The organism is Novosphingobium rosa NBRC 15208, assembly GCF_001598555.1.
GTDB classification, from domain to species: domain Bacteria; phylum Pseudomonadota; class Alphaproteobacteria; order Sphingomonadales; family Sphingomonadaceae; genus Novosphingobium; species Novosphingobium rosa.
Window position 1 is genome coordinate 50,954 of the sequence record NZ_BCZE01000049.1, and the last position, 17,023, is coordinate 67,976.

At 59.1% G+C, this 17,023-nt stretch carries 20 protein-coding genes; 6 read left to right on the forward strand and 14 right to left on the reverse strand.

All coding sequences use genetic code 11. The features are described 5' to 3' along the window. Nucleotides 1–28: 28 nt before the first annotated feature. From SR3_RS18340 to SR3_RS18360, 5 genes are read right to left on the reverse strand one after another with little or no spacing between them, the layout of a single operon-like run. Nucleotides 29–904: a zeta toxin family protein gene (locus SR3_RS18340; RefSeq protein WP_068089529.1), complete on the reverse strand. Its 876-nt coding sequence runs from the start codon at nucleotides 902–904 to the stop codon at nucleotides 29–31. 8 nt (nucleotides 905–912) lie between these two features. Further along, a complete protein-coding gene (locus SR3_RS18345; RefSeq protein ID WP_068089533.1) occupies nucleotides 913–1,206 on the reverse strand; it encodes a hypothetical protein in 294 nt (97 codons plus the stop codon). Between the two features lie 40 nt (nucleotides 1,207–1,246). Next, a complete protein-coding gene (locus SR3_RS18350; RefSeq protein ID WP_068089536.1) occupies nucleotides 1,247–2,086 on the reverse strand; it encodes a hypothetical protein in 840 nt (279 codons plus the stop codon). Then, nucleotides 2,083–3,543: a relaxase/mobilization nuclease domain-containing protein gene (locus SR3_RS18355; RefSeq protein WP_157098944.1), complete on the reverse strand. Its 1,461-nt coding sequence runs from the start codon at nucleotides 3,541–3,543 to the stop codon at nucleotides 2,083–2,085. Before SR3_RS18355 ends, SR3_RS18350 begins: the two co-directional genes overlap by 4 nt. Next, the gene (locus tag SR3_RS18360; RefSeq protein WP_068089541.1) at nucleotides 3,540–4,121 is read right to left on the reverse strand and encodes a ribbon-helix-helix protein, CopG family; all 582 of its coding nucleotides are present in this window, start codon (nucleotides 4,119–4,121) and stop codon (nucleotides 3,540–3,542) included. The genes SR3_RS18355 and SR3_RS18360 overlap by 4 nt, the downstream gene beginning before the upstream one ends. Before the next feature lie 339 nt (nucleotides 4,122–4,460). Between SR3_RS18360 and SR3_RS18365 the strand changes: the two genes are divergently transcribed. Next, a complete protein-coding gene (locus SR3_RS18365) occupies nucleotides 4,461–4,733 on the forward strand; it encodes a hypothetical protein (protein ID WP_245653979.1) in 273 nt (90 codons plus the stop codon). Between the two features lie 124 nt (nucleotides 4,734–4,857). Here the strand turns inward: SR3_RS18365 and SR3_RS18370 are convergent, their stop codons facing one another. Continuing rightward, a complete protein-coding gene (locus tag SR3_RS18370; protein ID WP_157098945.1) occupies nucleotides 4,858–6,114 on the reverse strand; it encodes a hypothetical protein in 1,257 nt (418 codons plus the stop codon). Nucleotides 6,115–6,147: 33 nt separating this feature from the next. On the opposite strand from SR3_RS18370, the gene SR3_RS18375 reads away from it, so the two are divergent. Then, the gene (locus SR3_RS18375; RefSeq protein ID WP_068089548.1) at nucleotides 6,148–6,351 is read left to right on the forward strand and encodes a hypothetical protein; all 204 of its coding nucleotides are present in this window, start codon (nucleotides 6,148–6,150) and stop codon (nucleotides 6,349–6,351) included. A 57-nt stretch (nucleotides 6,352–6,408) separates the two neighbouring features. On the opposite strand, the gene istB is transcribed toward SR3_RS18375, so the two are convergent. The 4 genes from istB to SR3_RS18395 all read right to left on the reverse strand — a co-directional run bounded on the left by istB (nucleotide 6,409) and on the right by SR3_RS18395 (nucleotide 9,650). Next, nucleotides 6,409–7,149: an IS21-like element helper ATPase IstB gene (gene istB, locus SR3_RS18380; protein WP_068089551.1), complete on the reverse strand. Its 741-nt coding sequence runs from the start codon at nucleotides 7,147–7,149 to the stop codon at nucleotides 6,409–6,411. 11 nt (nucleotides 7,150–7,160) lie between these two features. Next, nucleotides 7,161–8,687: an IS21 family transposase gene (gene istA / locus SR3_RS18385; protein WP_084455697.1), complete on the reverse strand. Its 1,527-nt coding sequence runs from the start codon at nucleotides 8,685–8,687 to the stop codon at nucleotides 7,161–7,163. A 140-nt stretch (nucleotides 8,688–8,827) separates the two neighbouring features. Continuing rightward, on the reverse strand, nucleotides 8,828–9,256 hold the full coding sequence (locus tag SR3_RS18390; protein ID WP_068089557.1) for a hypothetical protein: 429 nt from the start codon (nucleotides 9,254–9,256) through the stop codon (nucleotides 8,828–8,830). 55 nt (nucleotides 9,257–9,311) lie between these two features. Further along, on the reverse strand, nucleotides 9,312–9,650 hold the full coding sequence (locus tag SR3_RS18395; protein WP_068089560.1) for a hypothetical protein: 339 nt from the start codon (nucleotides 9,648–9,650) through the stop codon (nucleotides 9,312–9,314). A gap of 102 nt (nucleotides 9,651–9,752) precedes the next feature. Between SR3_RS18395 and SR3_RS18400 the strand changes: the two genes are divergently transcribed. From SR3_RS18400 to SR3_RS18415, 4 genes are all read left to right on the forward strand, one after another. Continuing rightward, nucleotides 9,753–10,058, forward strand: coding sequence for a WGR domain-containing protein (locus SR3_RS18400; protein WP_245653980.1), 306 nt, complete (start codon nucleotides 9,753–9,755; stop codon nucleotides 10,056–10,058). Between the two features lie 516 nt (nucleotides 10,059–10,574). After that, nucleotides 10,575–11,696: a replication initiation protein gene (locus SR3_RS18405; RefSeq protein WP_068089563.1), complete on the forward strand. Its 1,122-nt coding sequence runs from the start codon at nucleotides 10,575–10,577 to the stop codon at nucleotides 11,694–11,696. Nucleotides 11,697–11,919: 223 nt separating this feature from the next. Then, the gene (locus tag SR3_RS18410) at nucleotides 11,920–13,122 is read left to right on the forward strand and encodes an AAA family ATPase (RefSeq protein ID WP_068089566.1); all 1,203 of its coding nucleotides are present in this window, start codon (nucleotides 11,920–11,922) and stop codon (nucleotides 13,120–13,122) included. A gap of 45 nt (nucleotides 13,123–13,167) precedes the next feature. Beyond that, nucleotides 13,168–14,199 carry a ParB/RepB/Spo0J family partition protein gene (locus tag SR3_RS18415; RefSeq protein WP_068089569.1) on the forward strand — a complete coding sequence of 344 codons (1,032 nt, stop codon included), beginning with the start codon at nucleotides 13,168–13,170 and terminating at the stop codon, nucleotides 14,197–14,199. 73 nt (nucleotides 14,200–14,272) lie between these two features. Here SR3_RS18415 and SR3_RS18420 read toward each other — a convergent pair whose 3' ends face one another. The 4 genes from SR3_RS18420 to SR3_RS18435 all read right to left on the reverse strand — a co-directional run bounded on the left by SR3_RS18420 (nucleotide 14,273) and on the right by SR3_RS18435 (nucleotide 16,176). Then, nucleotides 14,273–14,611 (reverse strand): single-stranded DNA-binding protein, encoded by a 339-nt coding sequence (locus SR3_RS18420; protein WP_068089572.1) that lies wholly within the window; start codon nucleotides 14,609–14,611, stop codon nucleotides 14,273–14,275. A gap of 259 nt (nucleotides 14,612–14,870) precedes the next feature. Then, complete coding sequence (locus SR3_RS18425) at nucleotides 14,871–15,503, reverse strand: recombinase family protein (RefSeq protein ID WP_068089575.1); 633 nt, start codon at nucleotides 15,501–15,503, stop codon at nucleotides 14,871–14,873. Further along, entirely contained in the window at nucleotides 15,500–15,922 is a 423-nt protein-coding gene (locus SR3_RS18430) for a type II toxin-antitoxin system VapC family toxin (RefSeq protein ID WP_068089578.1), read from the reverse strand. The genes SR3_RS18425 and SR3_RS18430 overlap by 4 nt, the downstream gene beginning before the upstream one ends. Continuing rightward, a complete protein-coding gene (locus SR3_RS18435) occupies nucleotides 15,922–16,176 on the reverse strand; it encodes a FitA-like ribbon-helix-helix domain-containing protein (protein WP_068089581.1) in 255 nt (84 codons plus the stop codon). The genes SR3_RS18430 and SR3_RS18435 overlap by 1 nt, the downstream gene beginning before the upstream one ends. Nucleotides 16,177–17,023 lie beyond the last annotated feature (847 nt).

The following is a 17,023-nucleotide window of genomic DNA, read 5'->3' on the forward strand; positions in this document are numbered from 1 at the left end:
GGTTTGGGAATGCTGATCCGGCTGCGCTTTAACGCTCCGGGTCAATTCGCTGGGGACCATCTTGCTCTGGCCGCTGCACGGGCACCTGTCTGACCATACCAAGCCGCTCAAATGCTGGCAGCAAACGATCATATTCCGCGCTGACATAGGCACGCCCCTCGGCCGTCAATGGCCGATCGCGCTCATCTTGGACAATGGCGCGGGCGCGCTGCTCCCCATCCCTCATCGGGCCAGTCAAATCGAAGCTGTGAATGATCTCGCCACCCCGGCGATAGATCGTCAACCGATCAGCGAGCCGCCCGTCCTGAAGTCGGTCAAGTGTGTCCAGCATACCATCCAGCGCCGCTTGATGGGCCTGGGGAGTGGTCATGCGCCCGACGCCCCTGCTCTCCTTCTGCGCAATATAGCGCTGCATAATGCCCAGGCTGGACAGTTCCGGACTTATCGCCAGGGCACGCGCTTCCGTCTGATAGCCTGCATCACGAAACCGCTGAAGCGTGGCCGCCACCACATCCGGGCTGCGCATGGTCCCCTCAACCAGCACGTTGACGCGCCGCTTTGCTGCGTCATCGAGCGCCATCTCGACCAGTCGGCCGGAATCCCGATCTGTGTAGAAGGCCGCGGTCTGATCATCCTCGCGCTGGAGCCGCCGATAGTGCGGGAGGAAGGCGCGCAGGTCGTCGCCTATGATCTTGGCCACCCCGCCATGGTCGAACAATTCCCTGTCGGCCTGATATTGCATGGGTGTCTTGCCTGCACCTGGCTGACCACCCAGCAGAATGGCAATGGGTTGATCGACCGGTCGCGCGGCCCTGAAGATGACCGGCGCCACATCCTGTTCGTAGATCTCGCGCAGGCGAGCCGGGCCAAGGCTATAGCGCTCAGGGTCAGGCGTCGTAGCCATGGCGCAGATCAGGCCGCCTTGGCGTTCGATCCGGCAGCATCGCGCGCCCGCACGATCGCGCTGTATTCGCGCAGCACTTCGGCCACGCTGGCATCGTCGGTCGTAGCCAGGGCATCGCCAACATCGCGAGCCTGCATAATCCGCATTTTTAGCCAGGCAATCCGCTGCTCCAGCGGCGGAGAAGCGTTCCGGGCGTGTTCGATGTCCTCACTGTACCCCGCGATCACATCATTGATCGCCTCAAGCGCCGCCTCAAAGGCGATGGCCTGATCTTGGGTCCAAAGGGGCTTACTCTCGCTCATGGCTCTGTCCTTAGCATTGTCTGGCCGGTTTGTCGCTGCTTCAGCGTTTCGGCCCGTCCCGCTCAACCGTAGGGTCATCATCCCCGAAGGCGGATCGCAAACGCGGCGTCAGGCGCTGACCCTCCGCGATGTGGTCTCCCATCTTCTGGTGCATTTTCTCGATCATCGCGCGCGTGATCCCCTCACCTTCCTCCAACTGCTCGAACACATCGACGGCGCCCGCCAGCTCGGCTTCCCCGTAAAGAAGCGGCGATGGCCCCGCCCGCCAGATCGCCGCCAGTTGTGCAGCCCGCTTCGCGGTGGCCTCTGAAGACCTGTCCCGCTCAACCGGGCGAGCGGGGAACTCCGGCACGGCAACATAACGACGCCGCAACTCCTCACGCGACACGGCTGCCATCCGATAACGCAAGGCAAGGTCGTCCACCGTTTCAGTCGGCGATGGCTGAAATTGCTGGGTCAAGATCACGGCAAGGTCCAGCGTGCTGAGCTTGGCCGACACGTCGCGCCACCGTTCCAGCGACCGATCGGGTGAGTGTCGCTCGGCAGGCATCTCGCGCCGGAAGCGCTCTAGGGACGGATCTGCCAGAAGATCCGCTGGCAGTTGCGTCGGGGCGCCGGTTGCCGCTGCGTGTGTGAAGGCAGTCAGCCGTGATAGCGTCGCCAATTGACCTCGTACTGATTTCTCGCTCTCGATCTGCTTGGCAAGAATGATCTCAAGCGCCGGCTCGATGTCGGTAAGACCCGCCTGCCCACTGTCGATGGAGTTGAGACGGTCCTCAATCCCGTCAAGCCGGTCTTGCACGGTGTCGATCTGGCCCCGCAGCAGTGTGAGGCTATCGAGAACAGCAGCCAGCAAGACGGTGGACTTGTCGTCGCTCATCGCTCCGGTCCTTCCCGATCCCGCGACCGATCGCGCTCACGGGTCTGCCGCTCACGCTCTTGCTCTTCAACCCTGCGCGCGCTGTCATCGATGCGTGTATCCTTCACCCGATCGGCGCTGTGGTCATCCGCGAGATGCATCATCTTGCGCAGCGTATCCGCCCCCTCACGAGATGATCCAGTAGGGCCATGCTGCTGTCCCTGCGCGAGCCGGTCAGCGCGTGCCCGCTCACGCTCTTCTGCTTTGATACGTAGCGCATCATGCGCCTGGGCTGCACGCGCCAGCGCTGCCGATGCAGGATCTGCCACGTCGATCATAGGTCTGTCGATGATCGCGACGCCCCCCTCATGAGGGACTTCACCCTTTTCAATCTCCTGCTCGCGTGGGGCCCGCACGGAGTTTGCTTCGGGCGTCGGGAGGGACGCGGTGAACCGTCTCAGGCTGACAGCAACCTCACGGTCGCGCGGGTCTGGCGATCCAGCAAGCTCGGCAATCGAGCGCTCATAGGCGTGACGCACCGCATCCTGACGCTGGCGCAAAACGGCGTCCACGGGGTCGGTAATACCCGCTGCCCGTAACCGAGCAGCCCGCTCCTCGCGCCCGACATCAAGGCGTGGAACCTGGCCCTTCTCGCGCACCTTACGCGCGGCGATTGGCTCATGCTTGGGATCTACACCCCTCGCCCGCGCGGCGGTAGCATTGGCTTCGATGCCCCTCCCCCGCAACTTTTCGGCGAAGCGCTGGCGGTAACGATAGAAGTCATCGCGGGTCGGGTGAAAGCGCCGTCCATCGTGATCCCTCCGGGCAATCGTCAGGTGGACATGGGGATGGTTGCGATCCTGATGGAGCGCCGCAACCCATGAACGATTGGCAAACTCCTCCCGGGCAAAATCCAGCGCTGCATCCCGAAGCCCATGCGGATCTGTCCCTGCCGGCATGGAGAGGATCATCGAAATCGAGGTCGCCCCTTTCCGCCGAGCATCCGAACCCATCTCCCATTCCTGCCAGTCTTGGGCGAGGATCTGCATGTCACGGCCATCGTGCAGCACGTCGCCATCACTCGTATAGAGCGCCACCTGTTTGTCGTCACCGTGCCCCAGACGGCTGATGTAGGTGAAGTTGGCCAGCACATGCCCACCACCATGCTGGCGCCCCGTCGCGCGCACCATCACCTCTGGCACGCGGCGCGCTGTACGGTCCATCGTGGCGATTGCGCGGCGACTGACCGTCGCGTGATTGCCACCACCGAAAGCATGCTTTGCCTGAACGCTCGGTCGATGGCCGTAGGAAGACAGAGGAGGTCTTGCTAGCGCAGAGGCCAAGGCAATACCCAGCATGGTCCCGCCTGCTTTCGACGGCGTCCCCTTCCCTCCCCCGGAACCAAGCCGGTATTTTTTGGGCGGTGCAAACACCCCGGCCATTGTGTCAAGCGTGCCAGATGACAGGCGTAAACTCATGACCGCCGATCCTTGAAAGCGTCGATCCAGTAGCCGACTTCTCCGCCTACATAGGACGAAAGCGACCGCCGGACCTCGAACAACAATCCCTTCAGATCGGCACAGGTTTCGAGGAAGGGTTCGGCAATGCGCCCCATATCGAGCGTACTGCCGGGCTGGTTGGCGGCGTTCATAGCGTGAACGGCCTGGTTGATGTTGCGACCGATGGCCAGCACCTGCTTGCGCAGCTTGCCCATCTCTCCCTGCGTGATGGGCGCGAGACGGAGCATGCCGGCCTTATCCCATAGCTGCCAGCGCAAGGCCCGCTTGATCCACTCGTTTCGGCTCAGCCCTAACGGCGCCCCAACGGCATCGATCGCCTCGATCTCCTGCCGATGGAGCCGCACCGTCACGCGGATTTGGTCGTCAGGATGAGCCCTGCCGCCTCGCTCGATCAGCGGCAGCGCGTCATTCTCGGGTAAGACGACTGCCCGCGCCAAGACGTTCGTGATCCATGCGCTGCGGCTCTGGCCTTGCACGGACGCGATACGGTCGATCTCAGCGACCAGTTCATCCTTCAATCGCAGGCTGACTACCATCTCTCAAGCCCCGTGCAGCGGCGCCAAAAGCACAATGTCATACATTGGTGCCAATTGGCATATCCTGCCATACCTCGACCTTGAGCCTTCTATCCTCCTCAACCCCACCCAAACTTGTAACTTTTGGACAAAGACGTGGAAGAGGGGTTGGTATCGGATAGTCTGCGTCAAAGTGAGAATATCTATCCGTTCTTGGCGGACGCCGCGCAAGCGAGCTGATTCCATTGCACGATGATTCGGTACTTCTAAGCGATCAACAGAGTATTAGCTAATCTGGAAATCACAGACAGCATCAGACATGATGAGCGGGCAGGAAAAGCCACCGCAAAACGGAGTGAAATGATGCCCCGCACCTCCAAAAAATCCGACGATCTCGCCACCATCGAAGCGCGCCGCGATGCCTTGCGCGAAGAACTGGCCCAACTCGATGAACGCGCCAGACTTGCAGAGCTGGCCGCGCGCGATGCTGGCCGTCCCGTGCTGATTGCGGCGCTCGAACGGATCAAGATCGCGGCTATGGACAAGTCCGATGCAAAAGCAATTGCCGCAGCCATTGGACAGCACGGCGGCAGGTTTGTCGCAGATCGCCTGGCTGCTGCGGCAACGTCATGAGGTCGTCATCGGACTGACATGAGCGAGTTCATTTAAAGGGAGAGGAAAGGTCTTAAAGCCCCCCTCTCCCTTTACGAGCCTCGGCCATCGCCCTCCCAGCGAGGTCTAATTGTCAAACCGGTCGCTATTTCCAAACTCGTTTCACAAGATCGTCCATGAGTTGCTTGATTGCCGGCAGCCTCGCATTCAGCCGAGCCGTGAGGATACCTTTGAAAGGTGCAGGCGCAGCATTGGCCTTTTCCCATAAGCGCTCTTCGAGGCTTTCTAACCACCCTGCCTCTTCGGCAAGTTCTGGGTAAACTCTGCCCTTGCTGTACCGCTCCTCCAGCGCAGCGAAGAGATTCCGGTCGATCAGATCATCATCAATGAGGAGATCGCTAAAATCCTCGACCGGGATAAATTGCAAAATTGCCGCTCCACCGTAGCCCCCGTTGGGCTCATCAGCATCGGTCAAAGCAATATAGGTCCCTTCCGACCTCAAATGTTCGAGTACGGCACTGGCTTTGCCCCGAAGCTCCTGACGATGCATGCCCTCAACGGCGCGCCTGAGATGCTTTTTTATGGCTTCGAAGGCTGCGTCATCCTGTTCCTGATAGCCGCATTGTCCCCAGCTCTCGGCATCAATGCCGTTGAACACCGAAATTTCTGGCTCCAAGGTCCCCTTCTCCACCAGGCCATTGATGTAGTCACAGAACGTCTTTTCGATGTCAGGGAAAATGATATCACCGCACTTTGCTATCCCAAGAGCAACCCCCGCAAAGTGAAGTATCTCGCCCGGATTGGTGACTTCATGCTCAGCAAATCTTTTGATGGTCTCCGCCCGCAGCGAGGTATAGACCGATGCCTTCATATACATCCAATCATACATCGATCGCCACAGAGGCGCCGCGCGATAGCCAACGATAAGCGGATGCTCGGCCAGGGTCGCATTGATTTCAGAAAGCGATAACGTGCCCGATGCCGTCAGCTTTCCGATAAGCCGCGGCGCGATCAGGGGGGCGCCCCAGTCAATCATCGGATATCGCTTCGCCAGATTTTTTTCCGTTTCATTTGGCGCGCCACCCGCTGCGGGATTGCTGCGTGAACCCAGCTTTTCAAGTTGATCAAGGCTGAGTCGGTCGGCGCGAATTTCCATACCTATCGCGACCATCAGGAGCAGCAATGCTTTCAGGGCTTGCGGCTTGTCCGTCAGTTTCGGGTCCGCCCGTTCGACCAGTCGATCAAAATCCCCCAACGCAGCTCTGAGGCTACGATAGTTATTCAATTCGCTGGCACGGAATGCTGCCAGGAGATCGCCTCGGTTCGCCTCGACCGCTTCTCTGGCAGTTGTTGACCCCAGGTCTGCCTCGAGCGCTGTCAAGACAGCATCGGGGTTTGACATAACCGTTAGGGTCCGCCCGATCACCTTTTCACGTTGGGTTCGATAGGTCTCATCGTCCGCAAAGGGCTGCTGGTTAGCGATGACAATGACCTTGAAAGCCTTGTTTTCGACGAAGCTGTTGATCAGCCCAAGCGCATCCGCCGGCTTGATGCTGGTGCGTTCAAGATCGTCAAACTGCGGATTCCGACGATGCCGGCCGGCTATTCCGATCTGATCCCGGCCACCGTTCCGATTTGATCCCGGTCGGGTGAAGCAAGATCGTGGGCGGGTAATGGCATGCGTTTTTTGTTTGGGTCAAGCGGCTTGGCTGACGGCGCTGCGGCGCATGGATTCACCGGATAGTTCGAGGCGGTGGGCGTTGTGGACGAGGCGGTCGAGGATGGCGTCGGCGTAAGTGGGATCGCCGATCAGATCGAACCAGCGCGCCACTGGTAGCTGGCTGGTCACCAATGTCGATCGCCGGCCGTATCGGTCTTCGAGGATTTCGAGCAGGTGATGGCGAGCATTGCCATCGAGGGGTTCGAGGCCCCAGTCGTCGAGGATCAGCAGATCGACGCGCGCCAGGCTTTTCATGCGCGCCGCGATGCGGCCATCGCCCTTGGCCAGCGACAGCTCGTCGATCAGTCGCGGCAGACGGGTGTAGAGAACCGAGCGATTGTCGCGGCAAGCCTGGTGACCGATTGCGCAACCGAGCCAACTTTTGCCAACCCCTGCTGGCCCGATGATGGCGCAGTTTTCGTGGGCGGCGATCCAGTTGCCCTTGATCAGCATTTCGAACGCACGCCGATCAAGCCCGCGCGTGGCGCGGTAATCCACGTCTTCGGGCACGGCATGGTGACGTAGCTTGGCATGACGCAGGCGAAGCGCGAGGCGGCGATCATTACGCCAGGTCGCTTCGTGGTCGAGCAGCAGAGCCAGCCATTCGGCATGGCTCAGGCTGGCGGCATCGCCGTTGCCATCGAGATCCGCGAAGGCATGGGCCATGCCGGTCAACCCGAGCTGGTTCAACTGGTCAAGGGTCGGGTGTTTGAGCATTGTTGCGCCTTTCAGTGGTAGTATTGGGAGCCCCGGATGTTGTCGTGCAGGATCGGCTCGCGTTCCGGGGCTTTGGACACGGGCACCTTGTCGAGCCCCTTTTCGAGGATCGATTTGACAGAAGGATAGTTACGCGCCTGGATCTCGAGCGCGCGCATCGCGGCAGCCTCGAGCCGATCGGCGCCAAAGCGCTTGGCCAGGCCGATGATACCAAGACACGAGCGGTAGCCCTGCTCGGGATGCGGTCGGTCCGCGATGATGCGCTCGACCAGCAGCGACAGCATCGGTCCGATCCGGCCTGCCTCTTCGCGGATCTTTGCCGGTGTCCATTCCAGATAGCGCCGATGGCTCGACGGCATGTGGTCGGGAACCGTCGTGTGCCGGCCATTGCCCGAACCACGCATGTGAACCGCAATGCGCTCGCTACCGAGAAAGATCTCAACCGTGCGGGCGGTAAAGCGGGCCTCGACCTCGCGACGGGCAAAGCGATGCGGCACCGAGTAATGGTGGTGATCGATGGCGATATGATAATCGAGCCCGACCCGGCAGCGCCTCCACTGGGCATGGATCCACGGCTCTGCCGGCAGCGGCTTCAGATTGGGCGCATCGACTTCCTCGAACAACTGGCGGCGCGTTCGGCCGAACTGGCGCAAAACCCGCGTTTCGTTGAGGTCTGCCAGGCATTCGGCAATGCCGGCATTGAGCTCGGCCAGACTGTAGAACACGCGATTGCGCAGCCGGCCCAGCACCCAGCGCTCGACGATACCGACGCAGGCCTCGACCTTGGCCTTGTCCTTCGGCCGCCGCGGCCGCGCCGGCAGCACCACCGTGCCGTAATGGCGGGCCATGTCGGTATAGCTGCGGTTGAGCATCGGGTCGAAGTGGCACGCCTTGATCACCGCCACTTTGGCATTGTCTGGCACCAGCAACTGCGCGACGCCGCCGAAGAAGGCGAAGGCGGCGTTGTGCCCCTCGACCCAGTCGACGAATTGCTCCGTCCAGGTCGCACAGGCAAACGACAGGCTAGATCCGCCCAGCACCGCCACGAACAGATGCGCCTGGCGGATTTCGCCAGTGCGCCGGTCGATCACCACCGGCACCGTGTCGCCCGCATAATCGACGAACATCTTCTCGCCGCCGACGTGGTTCTGACGCATGACCAGCGACAGCCGGCCCTCCCATTTGCGGAACAACTCGCACCAGCGGCTGTAGCGATAGCCGTCGGGGTGCGCGGCGATGTACTCCTCCCACAGCACCTGGAGCGTCACGTGCTTGCGCTTCAGTTCACGCGCTACCACCGACCAGTCGGGTTCTGGCTGCTTGCGCCGACACGGCTTCACACCGGCAAGCCCGTAAAGCCGCGCCTCCAGATCGGCGTCGCTGATCTCGGCGGGCACCGGCCATTCCAGGTCCGAGCGCTCAAAGCGCACCACCATGTCGCGAACCGTCGAGCGCGCAACGCCCGTCATCCGGGCAATCTCGCGCAGCGCAACGCCGCCTTCCCGGTGCAGTCTCAACACTTCGCGCACATCGCGCATCTTCGGCCTCCTCGTCGGCATCCATTCCTCCCGGCATGCAGCCGCAAGGATGGCCCAACGATCAGGCTTCTCATCCCCCGGCAGGTGGCCGGGAATTAATCGGAATGCCGACCGGGATCAGGTCGGAAACCCGACCGGGATCAAATCGGAATGGTGGCCGGGATGACCTCGGAATCCGCATCAAACACCACCAGTTTCGCCTTGATGTCCGGTAGCAGCTCTTCGATTACGCCAAGTTTATCGGTCTCGATCCCGAAAAACTTTTTTATTACTTGGGACACGGCCTTGCCGCCGATTGTCGCCGCCTTCGACGAGAGGCGAGGGTGCGCTACGGCATAGAGCGCATCTTGCACTTCTGAGACGCTGGTCTTCCCAAACAGGCTGACCCAAAGATAATCGGCGGGCCCCCCTGCCTTTCGTTCGTCAGGGAATTTTGTCGTAAGGTAGCTTCGGAGAAAATGCGTTTTGCCCGCCCCCCATGGGGCATCAATCAGCACGGCATAATCAAACGAATTTCCATCATCGAGGAAGAAATCCAGAAAATCAGTTTGCTCTTGATTGTCGCTCATCGACCATGCCCTTCCCCGCCTCGATCAGTCGTTTAATCTGCCTTTCGGGCAAGGCCTACGTGAAATCGAAGGTCTTACCGTTAGTCCGCTCGACGGCCAGCAGACTGCTGACACAGAATGTCGTTTTGGCCCCGGTGCCGTGTTCCGAAGCTATAAAAAACGTGTCGTCGGTGAAAGGATGGCCCACGAAGGGTTCGGTTTGTTTGATACTGTCCACCACAATGATTATCCCGCCGTCGAGCGCAATTTTGACCCGGCCATCTTCTCGCACACAGCCTAGTGCCAGCATCATGAGCGTCTTGGGTTCCATGCACTCCATCTGTTCAGTCCCCTTCCTTGGCAAAGCCTCGTCAGTGCGCGATATGGTCGCGGGTCTGTGCAATGCAACCTGCATGCCCCTCTCCTTCTTTTTGAAAATTCACGTTATGTTCGTGCTTAGATCGGACCGGTGAATCAGCGGGCGGACTTTGATTCGGAAAAGTCATTGGCGCTATCTATGCTCATGCTCGACTCTTGTGGCATGGATTCTCCCGTTGCCCTTAGTGGCTACCGCTATCTCGCGTTCGAGGCGATCGACGTGAACAGGAATATGGCTCGTCGTTATGAGGTCGAAGTTTTGCGCGACCTTTTCGGGTCTATCATCGTTGAGTACCGCTGGGGCCGGATCGCATCGCGGGGTCAGCAGCGTGGCCGCTCATTTGACCATGAGGATGCGGCACAACATTTTGTCGGCCAGCTCGTCAGCCGCCGACGCAGATCCGCACGATCTGGTGTCCCTTACAGGCTGGTTGAGCAGGGATAATCTGCATGAATCATTTTAATATAAACGCCCGGCGCGGGAGCGGCGGGTTTCTTGATTCTGAGATTCTATGATTCAGGGGTCAAAAACTGGCGGAAGTCTGCGGTAAAACAGAGGTATTCCTGACCGATTGGGGGCTGTAGCCTGACCTGCTGGGGGCTCTATCCTGCCGAATCGGGGGCTCCATCCTGACCTCTGGGGGTCATCCTGTCTTCTTGGGGGAAGGCGATAAAGCACCTGTGGTGAGAGCCAAAGTCGCCCTTTTTGCGATCTTCGCCACGAAAACAGGGATTGGTCGATCGGAAAGCCGCGACTCGCCGGAATGTTTGAACCATGCGGCAGTGATCGACATTTCCTATCCTGACCTCTTGGGGGCATCTCGGGATGATCTATCCTGACCTGACTTGACGTAGCGCGACAGGATAGGCAATTCCTTGGCCGTCTTAGAGGTTAGAAATGGCAGATCCAAAACCGACGACGCAGGCTGAAGGCGATGACGCGGGTGTAACACCCCGCGCCATGAAGGTCGCTGCCACACTGGCTCGTAAGGGTGGTGATGAGTTCGTCAAGCCAGGCAAGCTTGTTGAGGTGCGGTTCGTCAAAGGTCAGTCACTGAGCCTGGCCGCATCGCGACTGCTGGCGCTCATGATCCTGACAGCGGGGGCGGATGCTTGGCAAGAGGTGACGCACAAGCTTCGCAAGGCTGACATCCGCAGGGGCCATAAAGGGAATGAGCGGATCGTTGATACGCTCGAAGAGCTGCATCGCACCCTCTTTGCCGAGGACGATAAGTCGTGGCGGGGGAACCGAGCTACGAAGCGCTTCAGCCTCATTCAGGCCTCATGGGAGGAAGTTGAGGAGCAAGGCAGAGAAACAGGCTGGATCGAATGGGAGTTCACCCCTGATGCCCGGCGCCTGATCCAGGAATCCCAATCCTATGCCGTCATGAACCGGCAAGCGGTTCTTGGCTTCCGGTCTGCTTACTCACTCAAACTTTATGAGGAAGGGGCGCTGCGCCTCCACCGTCGCCAACCAGTGTGGAAGGTTGATATGGTCGGCCTGCGCGCGGCGCTTGGGATCGAGCCTGAGAAGTACAAGGACTTTGCCCAGCTTCGCCGCAAGGTGCTGACTGTCGCGAAAGCAGAAATCGACCAGCTTGCCCACTTCACGGTCGAATGGGACGAAATCCGCCAAGGCCGTGCGGTGGTGGAGATTGTCTTCCGATTTGCGCCAAAGGATGCACCAGCGCAGCTTCAGACTGTCGATGAGCTAGCTAAGCATTCGGCCGGACGGCGTGCGCGGCGGGATGATAGCGTTGAGGCTATCGTTGAAGACGAAAATGCAGTTCCCCATGAGAAGGTCGAGGCGTTGCTCGCGCAAGCGTCTGCCAGCCTAGCTGCGCCCGACAGAAAGCCGCGGGGCAAGTTCGAGAGCTTCCCTTCGGGATCTCTCCGCTATGGCGGGCCCGAGTTCTATGAGATCGGCCGTTTGCATGGCGGCGGTTGGGATGTAGACCAGATCGCGGATTCGTTCCGATCCGAAATGGGTGAACGGCTAAGACTGCTGCGTGGTATCAAGCTCGAACGGTCGTGGACGGGCTATTGCCAATCCTTCTTTTCGCGGCGGGGGCGCCCTTCATAAAAAATTGCAGGCCTGCAATTTCTTTCCAGCGGTAGCGATTCTGCCCCCAAGAGGTCAGGATAGGTCGATAGCCTCGCCTCGGAATTTGCCTAACCGGCCCGGAAAATTACGAGCATTCGAAAACTGACTATCCGGGGCTCAATTGTCAAAATTTAGACTATGATTGACCAAGAAGTGAAAATTTGAGATATGGATCTCGATTTTTCACTATCTGGGGTCGGGTATGTCGTCTGCTGTGGATCAGGTTCGTATCGAAGAGACCCTGGATATCGATGATTTGGCAGATCGTGCCTCATCGGTGTTGGAAAGGCTTCGAACCTCGGCACGAGCTGCCAGGGCGGACGAACGACGGGAACCGACATTCCCCATTGGAAAAGCTGCCGAATTGGTAGGCCGGACAACGGGCGCAATTCGTGAAGCTGAGGCTGACGGTCGATTGGTTGCTCCGACCAGAGGGGATAACAATCGCCGTCTGGCTTATACGCTTGCTCAGTTGAACGACATGAGAGGGACGTTCGGAACTCGACCCTGGCGGGCAAAGGACGATCCCGTGTCGGTCATAGCTGTCCAGAATTTCAAAGGCGGCGTTGGCAAGAGCACTCTCTCTGTCCATCTTGCGCAATACCTTGCCATTCGGGGGTATCGTGTCCTGCTGATTGACTGCGACAGTCAGGCATCGTCAACCACCCTTTTTGGTTATGTCCCCGATCTTGATCTCGCCGAGGAAGAGACGCTTTATCCGTTCCTCCGTGAGGGCGAGCGCGATACGCTGGATTATGCGATCAAGAAGACGCATTTTGACGGCCTGGATCTGGTGCCGGCCAACCTCAGGTTGTTCCAGTCGGAGTATGAGCTGGCGGCTCGAATGGCTCGTGGCGAAGGCGTGCTTTTGAATAGGCTTGCGCAAGGCATTCAGTCCGTCTCCGATCTCTACGACGTCGTGGTCCTCGATCCGCCCCCTGCCCTTGGCGCCATCTCGTTGTCGGTCTTGCGTGCGGCTAACGCTCTTGTGGTGCCGGTTCCGCCAACGGTGATGGACTTTTCATCGACGGCGGCCTTTCTCACCATGCTGAGCGAAACGATGCATGGACTTAGGGACCGGGAGATGGCCCCTACCCTCTCCTTTCTACGCTTTGTTGCCTCCAAAGTTGATGAGAACAAGTCGATGCAGAAGGCATTGATGGATCTGATGAGGCAAATTTTCGGTAACGCGATGATCCGTACACCGTTGAAGGATTCAGCTGAAATCGACAATGCGACCGCACGCCTGATGTCGGTTTATGAATTGCAAGGACCGATGACCAGCAAGTCAGTCCGCGACCGCTGCCTGACTTATCTTGATGGCGTATGCGGTGAGATTGAGGTCGATATCCGCAAGACATGGCCAAGCCATCTGGCGCGCCTTCGGAAGGAAGGGCATGCGTAAATTTCAAAAATTGCAGGCCTGCAATTTTGAGGAGAGGAGTGGTCAATGAGTTCTAAAAACATGAAATTTGCGGCGGACTTGGCCGCTAGCGTCGAACCGCAACCATCGTCAGAACGGGTTGGTAGGGCTGGGAGCAGCATCCTCAATTCTCGCAATAATCGGCTCGCCGATCTTGCGGCGGGCTCTGTCGTAAACAATCAGCAAGAGCTTGTTGATCCGGCGCGTTGCCGGATTTGGCATCGGCATAATCGTGATTATACCGCCCTCACCCCAGAGCGTTGCAATGACCTGATCGAAAGCATCACCGCGCAGGGGAAGCAGGAAGTGCCTGCGATCGTGCGACGGCTCTCTGGCGATCCGGATTTTGATTATGAGGTAATCTGCGGTGCTCGCCGCCATTGGGCGGTGACGTGGCTGCGCAGTCATAATTATCCCGACATTCGGTATCTGGTCGAGGTCAGAAATCTGACCGATGAACAAGCCTTCCGCGTCTCAGACCTTGAAAATCGTGCTCGTGTCGATTTGAGCGATGTCGAGCGCGCGCGCGATTATCTCAAGGCCCTTGATCTCTATTATGACGGGAAGCAGAAGGCGATGGCAGCCCGTCTCAACCAGAGTGAGGCATGGCTTAGTCGCTATCTTGATCTTGCTCGATTGCCTGAGGAAATCATCGCCGCTTTCGCCGATCCGCTTGAGCTGAAGATCAATCACATCGGCGTCCTTAAACCGATCTTGAAGCCTGAAGAATCTCGAGGCTTGGTTTTGGCTGAAGCGGGGCGTATCTCGGATTTGCGCGAACGTGGAGAAGAAGGAGTGCCCACGGCAGTCCTTGATGTTCTGCGAGCGTTGGTTGCGGCGGCCAGCAAGGCTAGCAAGAATCCCGAAAAAAAGGCCGCCCCCAAGAAGACAGGATTGGACGCGGGGCTATATCATTCCGAGGCTGGCGTGCCGTTGCTCCGTGTTGAAAAGAAAGACCGCAAGGGGTTGAACATTCAACTGCTGACCAGGGGAGGGGGCTCGAAGGAAGACGTGGAGCGGGCCTTCAAGGAGATGCTCGCCCAGCACTGGCCTTCCTGAGTTAGGGCACCATGTCCACGCGATGCCGCCGGCATCGTCGAGGGGCGACGGGTTCCCGTCGCCCCAAGCTTTATCAATCGTCCTGCTGGTCATCTTCGGCGGGCCTCCCGAATTTGGCGAGGACCGCGAAGGCTTCCGCGATTAGATCGACGCCGTAGGTAGTCGCGCCCTGCCGTTCATAGCTTGTCTGGCGAACCCTGCCGGCCACATGGATCAGGTCACCCCGGCCAAGCTTTGCAACGCGCTCGATCGCCTTGCCGAAGACGGTCACACGGTTCCAGTGCGTATCATCGTCCCACTGCCCACTGACCTTACGGCCGTAATTGGCGGCGATGTTGATGTAGGCGACCTTGTCCAGGATCTCGGTCTTTCCGACCCGACCGATGATGCGAAATTCTGCGATGTTCTTCATGGCTCATTCCTTCATGTGTCTTTGCTGACGCACATTTCAGGAATGGCCGCCTGACGCGGGCAAGCTGAAAAACGGAGGGTCCGCTTGCGGAAACCGTAGGCACTTGGTGCCGGTTATCTGCTTGGGGCGCAGCCCGACCACGCATAGGCAGGTGAGACATTCAGGTGCGTCAGACAGCAATGACCATGTGGTGAGCCAGAACCATCGTCACGCTATCATCCAGCGGGAAAAGGACCGCGTTCGACAGCCAATGCCGACGTCACGCGCCAGCAGCTGCTTCGCTATCTCGCCGACGGGGAGGGGAGGGGGCTGCCTGAAGCTCGGGATTATCCGGCTGCTCACGCCGCAGGCGCTTGTAGATGGCCTGGCGGCTTACCCCCAAGAGATCGGCAACGGCAGACACGCTCATATCGGCAGGGCCAGAGAGCAGTGTCTTGGCCTGGCTCCATTGCGCATCGCTGATCGAGGGCGGTCGACCAAGCTTCTTGCCAGCACGACGGGCCGCCTGGAGGCCGGCATTGGTCCGCTCGCGGATCACATCGCGCTCGAATTGCGCGAAGGCCCCCACCATGTGGAAGAACAATCGCCCAGCGGGGGTTACTGTCTCGATCTTTTCGGTGATCGACCGGAAACTCAGATCTAGCTTGGCCAGGACCTCTAACTCGGTGATCAACCCCGTTAAAGACCGCCCCAACCGGTCGAGCCGCCAGACGATAACTTCGTCACCCGCACGGGCATGCCGCAGCATCTCCGCGAATGAAGGTTTCAGCACCGTCGATCCGCTGACGCCTTTGTCCTCGAAGACCTTTTCCGCACCGGCTGCGCGCAGCGCATCGATCTGGAGCGCAAGATTTTGCTCGCCAGTGCTAACGCGGGCGTACCCCAATTTCATGCTTCAGGTTCCCAAGGATTGATGACGGTGACACCGCCAGCCTCGAAAGGAGCAGTATCCCGGGTCGCCACCATATAGCCGCGCGAGTCAGCAATCGCGGCTATATAGCCATCGGGCGTCGGGAAGCCGCGGCCGTGGTTGCGGGCGGCGGTGGCGAGATCCGCATAGCGGCTCGCGGCCTGGCTGTCGAAGGGAAGGATGCGCCCCTCGAAAAGCGCCTCGATCCCGGCCAGCACAGCTGCGAGATTTTCCTTTCGGCGCCCGGATGGAAGCCGGGAGATGCCGAAAAGCAATTCGGCCTGCGTGACAGCGGTGAGGTAGAGGGTATCGGCGGCCTGTGCGTCTAGCCATTGGCGGACGCTAACATTCGGGTCCGCCTTCATCGCTTCCGAGACCACGTTGGTATCAAGAACGATCATCAGTCGAAGCTCATGGGCTCGGCAGGGCTGCTATCGCGCGTCGCGTCCATCGCCGCGACGTCATCATTCGTCAGTCCGACCTCTCGGCCCAATTCCCACAGGGCCTGCCCCATCTTCACACGGCTCGACGGCTTGACGGCGGCGGCGAGGATAGCGCGCACTTCAGCCTCGGTGCTCTGCCCGTGGCTAGCAGCCAGTGCCTTCAATCCCCGATGGATGTCCTCGGGTATGTTGCGAATTGTCAAAGCTGGCATGATGGCGAGACTCCTGCTATCAGTTTAGCCAATATGATATCACGGGCGGTGTTGTCAACTTAATATGAATTTTCTCTGATTAAGTTGACAGGGCTTCGATTGGCTAAAACTGACCATGGATTTCTGCGGGTTTGAGCGGCACTGGTTTACAGTGTCCAAAACCACCGTTTTTTTGACATCCATCAGCCACGATTTGAAGTGGAACGGAAACTAGCCTGTGGTGATCAAGGCAAGCATCGGCAACGACATAGGTTCAAAAAAACACGATGGAGACCACTCAAGAGTGTCCATATAGAAACACATTTGGGGATCGGCGCTTTTAGCTGAATGTAGAAATGGGGCAGCTTCATTAGACCGTCCGACTGGGTTGGGGGCACCATTTCGCAACGCGTTTGGTCGAATGTCAGTTCAGCTGGTGAAATCTTCGCCCTGAGAGGAAAGGTTAGCAGAACGGGGGCGGGCACCCATTAATACAGGCCCTTGCCGCGTTTCCGAAGCCAAGCCTGTAGATCCACAATATCATTTTCCTACTTCGTGATCGTCATCTGTGCCATCTTCCGCACATCGGCATTCTTGGCATCGCGAATAGCGACGCACGACATGGCGATAACCCTGCGACGGCGCTCTATCATCTTGCGCGCTCACATTTCAGCCGCGTCGCCTGTTTGGCGCCCATCATTCTCGGATGCATGTCCATCTCGGACTGCGCCTAAGGGTTACCTGCCACCATCTTCGTCATGGCTCATGCCGACCATCCGGCCGTGATCAATAGTTTGCAACTCGCCCTGTTGGGCGAGCGCGGGGGTGGCAATTACCACTAGTGCGGCGAAGACCGGTGCAAAACGCA

Excerpts from the sequence above, each read along its gene's own strand:
- SR3_RS18355 (WP_157098944.1), bottom strand. The coding sequence starts at position 3,543 with ATGAGTTTACGCCTGTCATCTGGCACGCTTGACACAATGGCCGGGGTG.
- SR3_RS18400 (WP_245653980.1), top strand. The coding sequence starts at position 9,753 with ATGCTCATGCTCGACTCTTGTGGCATGGATTCTCCCGTTGCCCTTAGT.
- SR3_RS18360 (WP_068089541.1), bottom strand. The coding sequence starts at position 4,121 with ATGGTAGTCAGCCTGCGATTGAAGGATGAACTGGTCGCTGAGATCGAC.
- SR3_RS18410 (WP_068089566.1), top strand. The coding sequence starts at position 11,920 with ATGTCGTCTGCTGTGGATCAGGTTCGTATCGAAGAGACCCTGGATATC.
- SR3_RS18395 (WP_068089560.1), bottom strand. The coding sequence starts at position 9,650 with ATGCAGGTTGCATTGCACAGACCCGCGACCATATCGCGCACTGACGAG.
- SR3_RS18350 (WP_068089536.1), bottom strand. The coding sequence starts at position 2,086 with ATGAGCGACGACAAGTCCACCGTCTTGCTGGCTGCTGTTCTCGATAGC.
- SR3_RS18405 (WP_068089563.1), top strand. The coding sequence starts at position 10,575 with ATGAAGGTCGCTGCCACACTGGCTCGTAAGGGTGGTGATGAGTTCGTC.
- SR3_RS18420 (WP_068089572.1), bottom strand. The coding sequence starts at position 14,611 with ATGAAGAACATCGCAGAATTTCGCATCATCGGTCGGGTCGGAAAGACC.
- SR3_RS18340 (WP_068089529.1), bottom strand. The coding sequence starts at position 904 with ATGGCTACGACGCCTGACCCTGAGCGCTATAGCCTTGGCCCGGCTCGC.
- SR3_RS18365 (WP_245653979.1), top strand. The coding sequence starts at position 4,461 with ATGATGCCCCGCACCTCCAAAAAATCCGACGATCTCGCCACCATCGAA.
- istA (WP_084455697.1), bottom strand. The coding sequence starts at position 8,687 with ATGCGCGATGTGCGCGAAGTGTTGAGACTGCACCGGGAAGGCGGCGTT.
- SR3_RS18425 (WP_068089575.1), bottom strand. The coding sequence starts at position 15,503 with ATGAAATTGGGGTACGCCCGCGTTAGCACTGGCGAGCAAAATCTTGCG.
- SR3_RS18430 (WP_068089578.1), bottom strand. The coding sequence starts at position 15,922 with ATGATCGTTCTTGATACCAACGTGGTCTCGGAAGCGATGAAGGCGGAC.
- SR3_RS18435 (WP_068089581.1), bottom strand. The coding sequence starts at position 16,176 with ATGCCAGCTTTGACAATTCGCAACATACCCGAGGACATCCATCGGGGA.
- SR3_RS18345 (WP_068089533.1), bottom strand. The coding sequence starts at position 1,206 with ATGAGCGAGAGTAAGCCCCTTTGGACCCAAGATCAGGCCATCGCCTTT.
- SR3_RS18390 (WP_068089557.1), bottom strand. The coding sequence starts at position 9,256 with ATGAGCGACAATCAAGAGCAAACTGATTTTCTGGATTTCTTCCTCGAT.
- istB (WP_068089551.1), bottom strand. The coding sequence starts at position 7,149 with ATGCTCAAACACCCGACCCTTGACCAGTTGAACCAGCTCGGGTTGACC.
- SR3_RS18370 (WP_157098945.1), bottom strand. The coding sequence starts at position 6,114 with ATGTCAAACCCCGATGCTGTCTTGACAGCGCTCGAGGCAGACCTGGGG.
- SR3_RS18415 (WP_068089569.1), top strand. The coding sequence starts at position 13,168 with ATGAGTTCTAAAAACATGAAATTTGCGGCGGACTTGGCCGCTAGCGTC.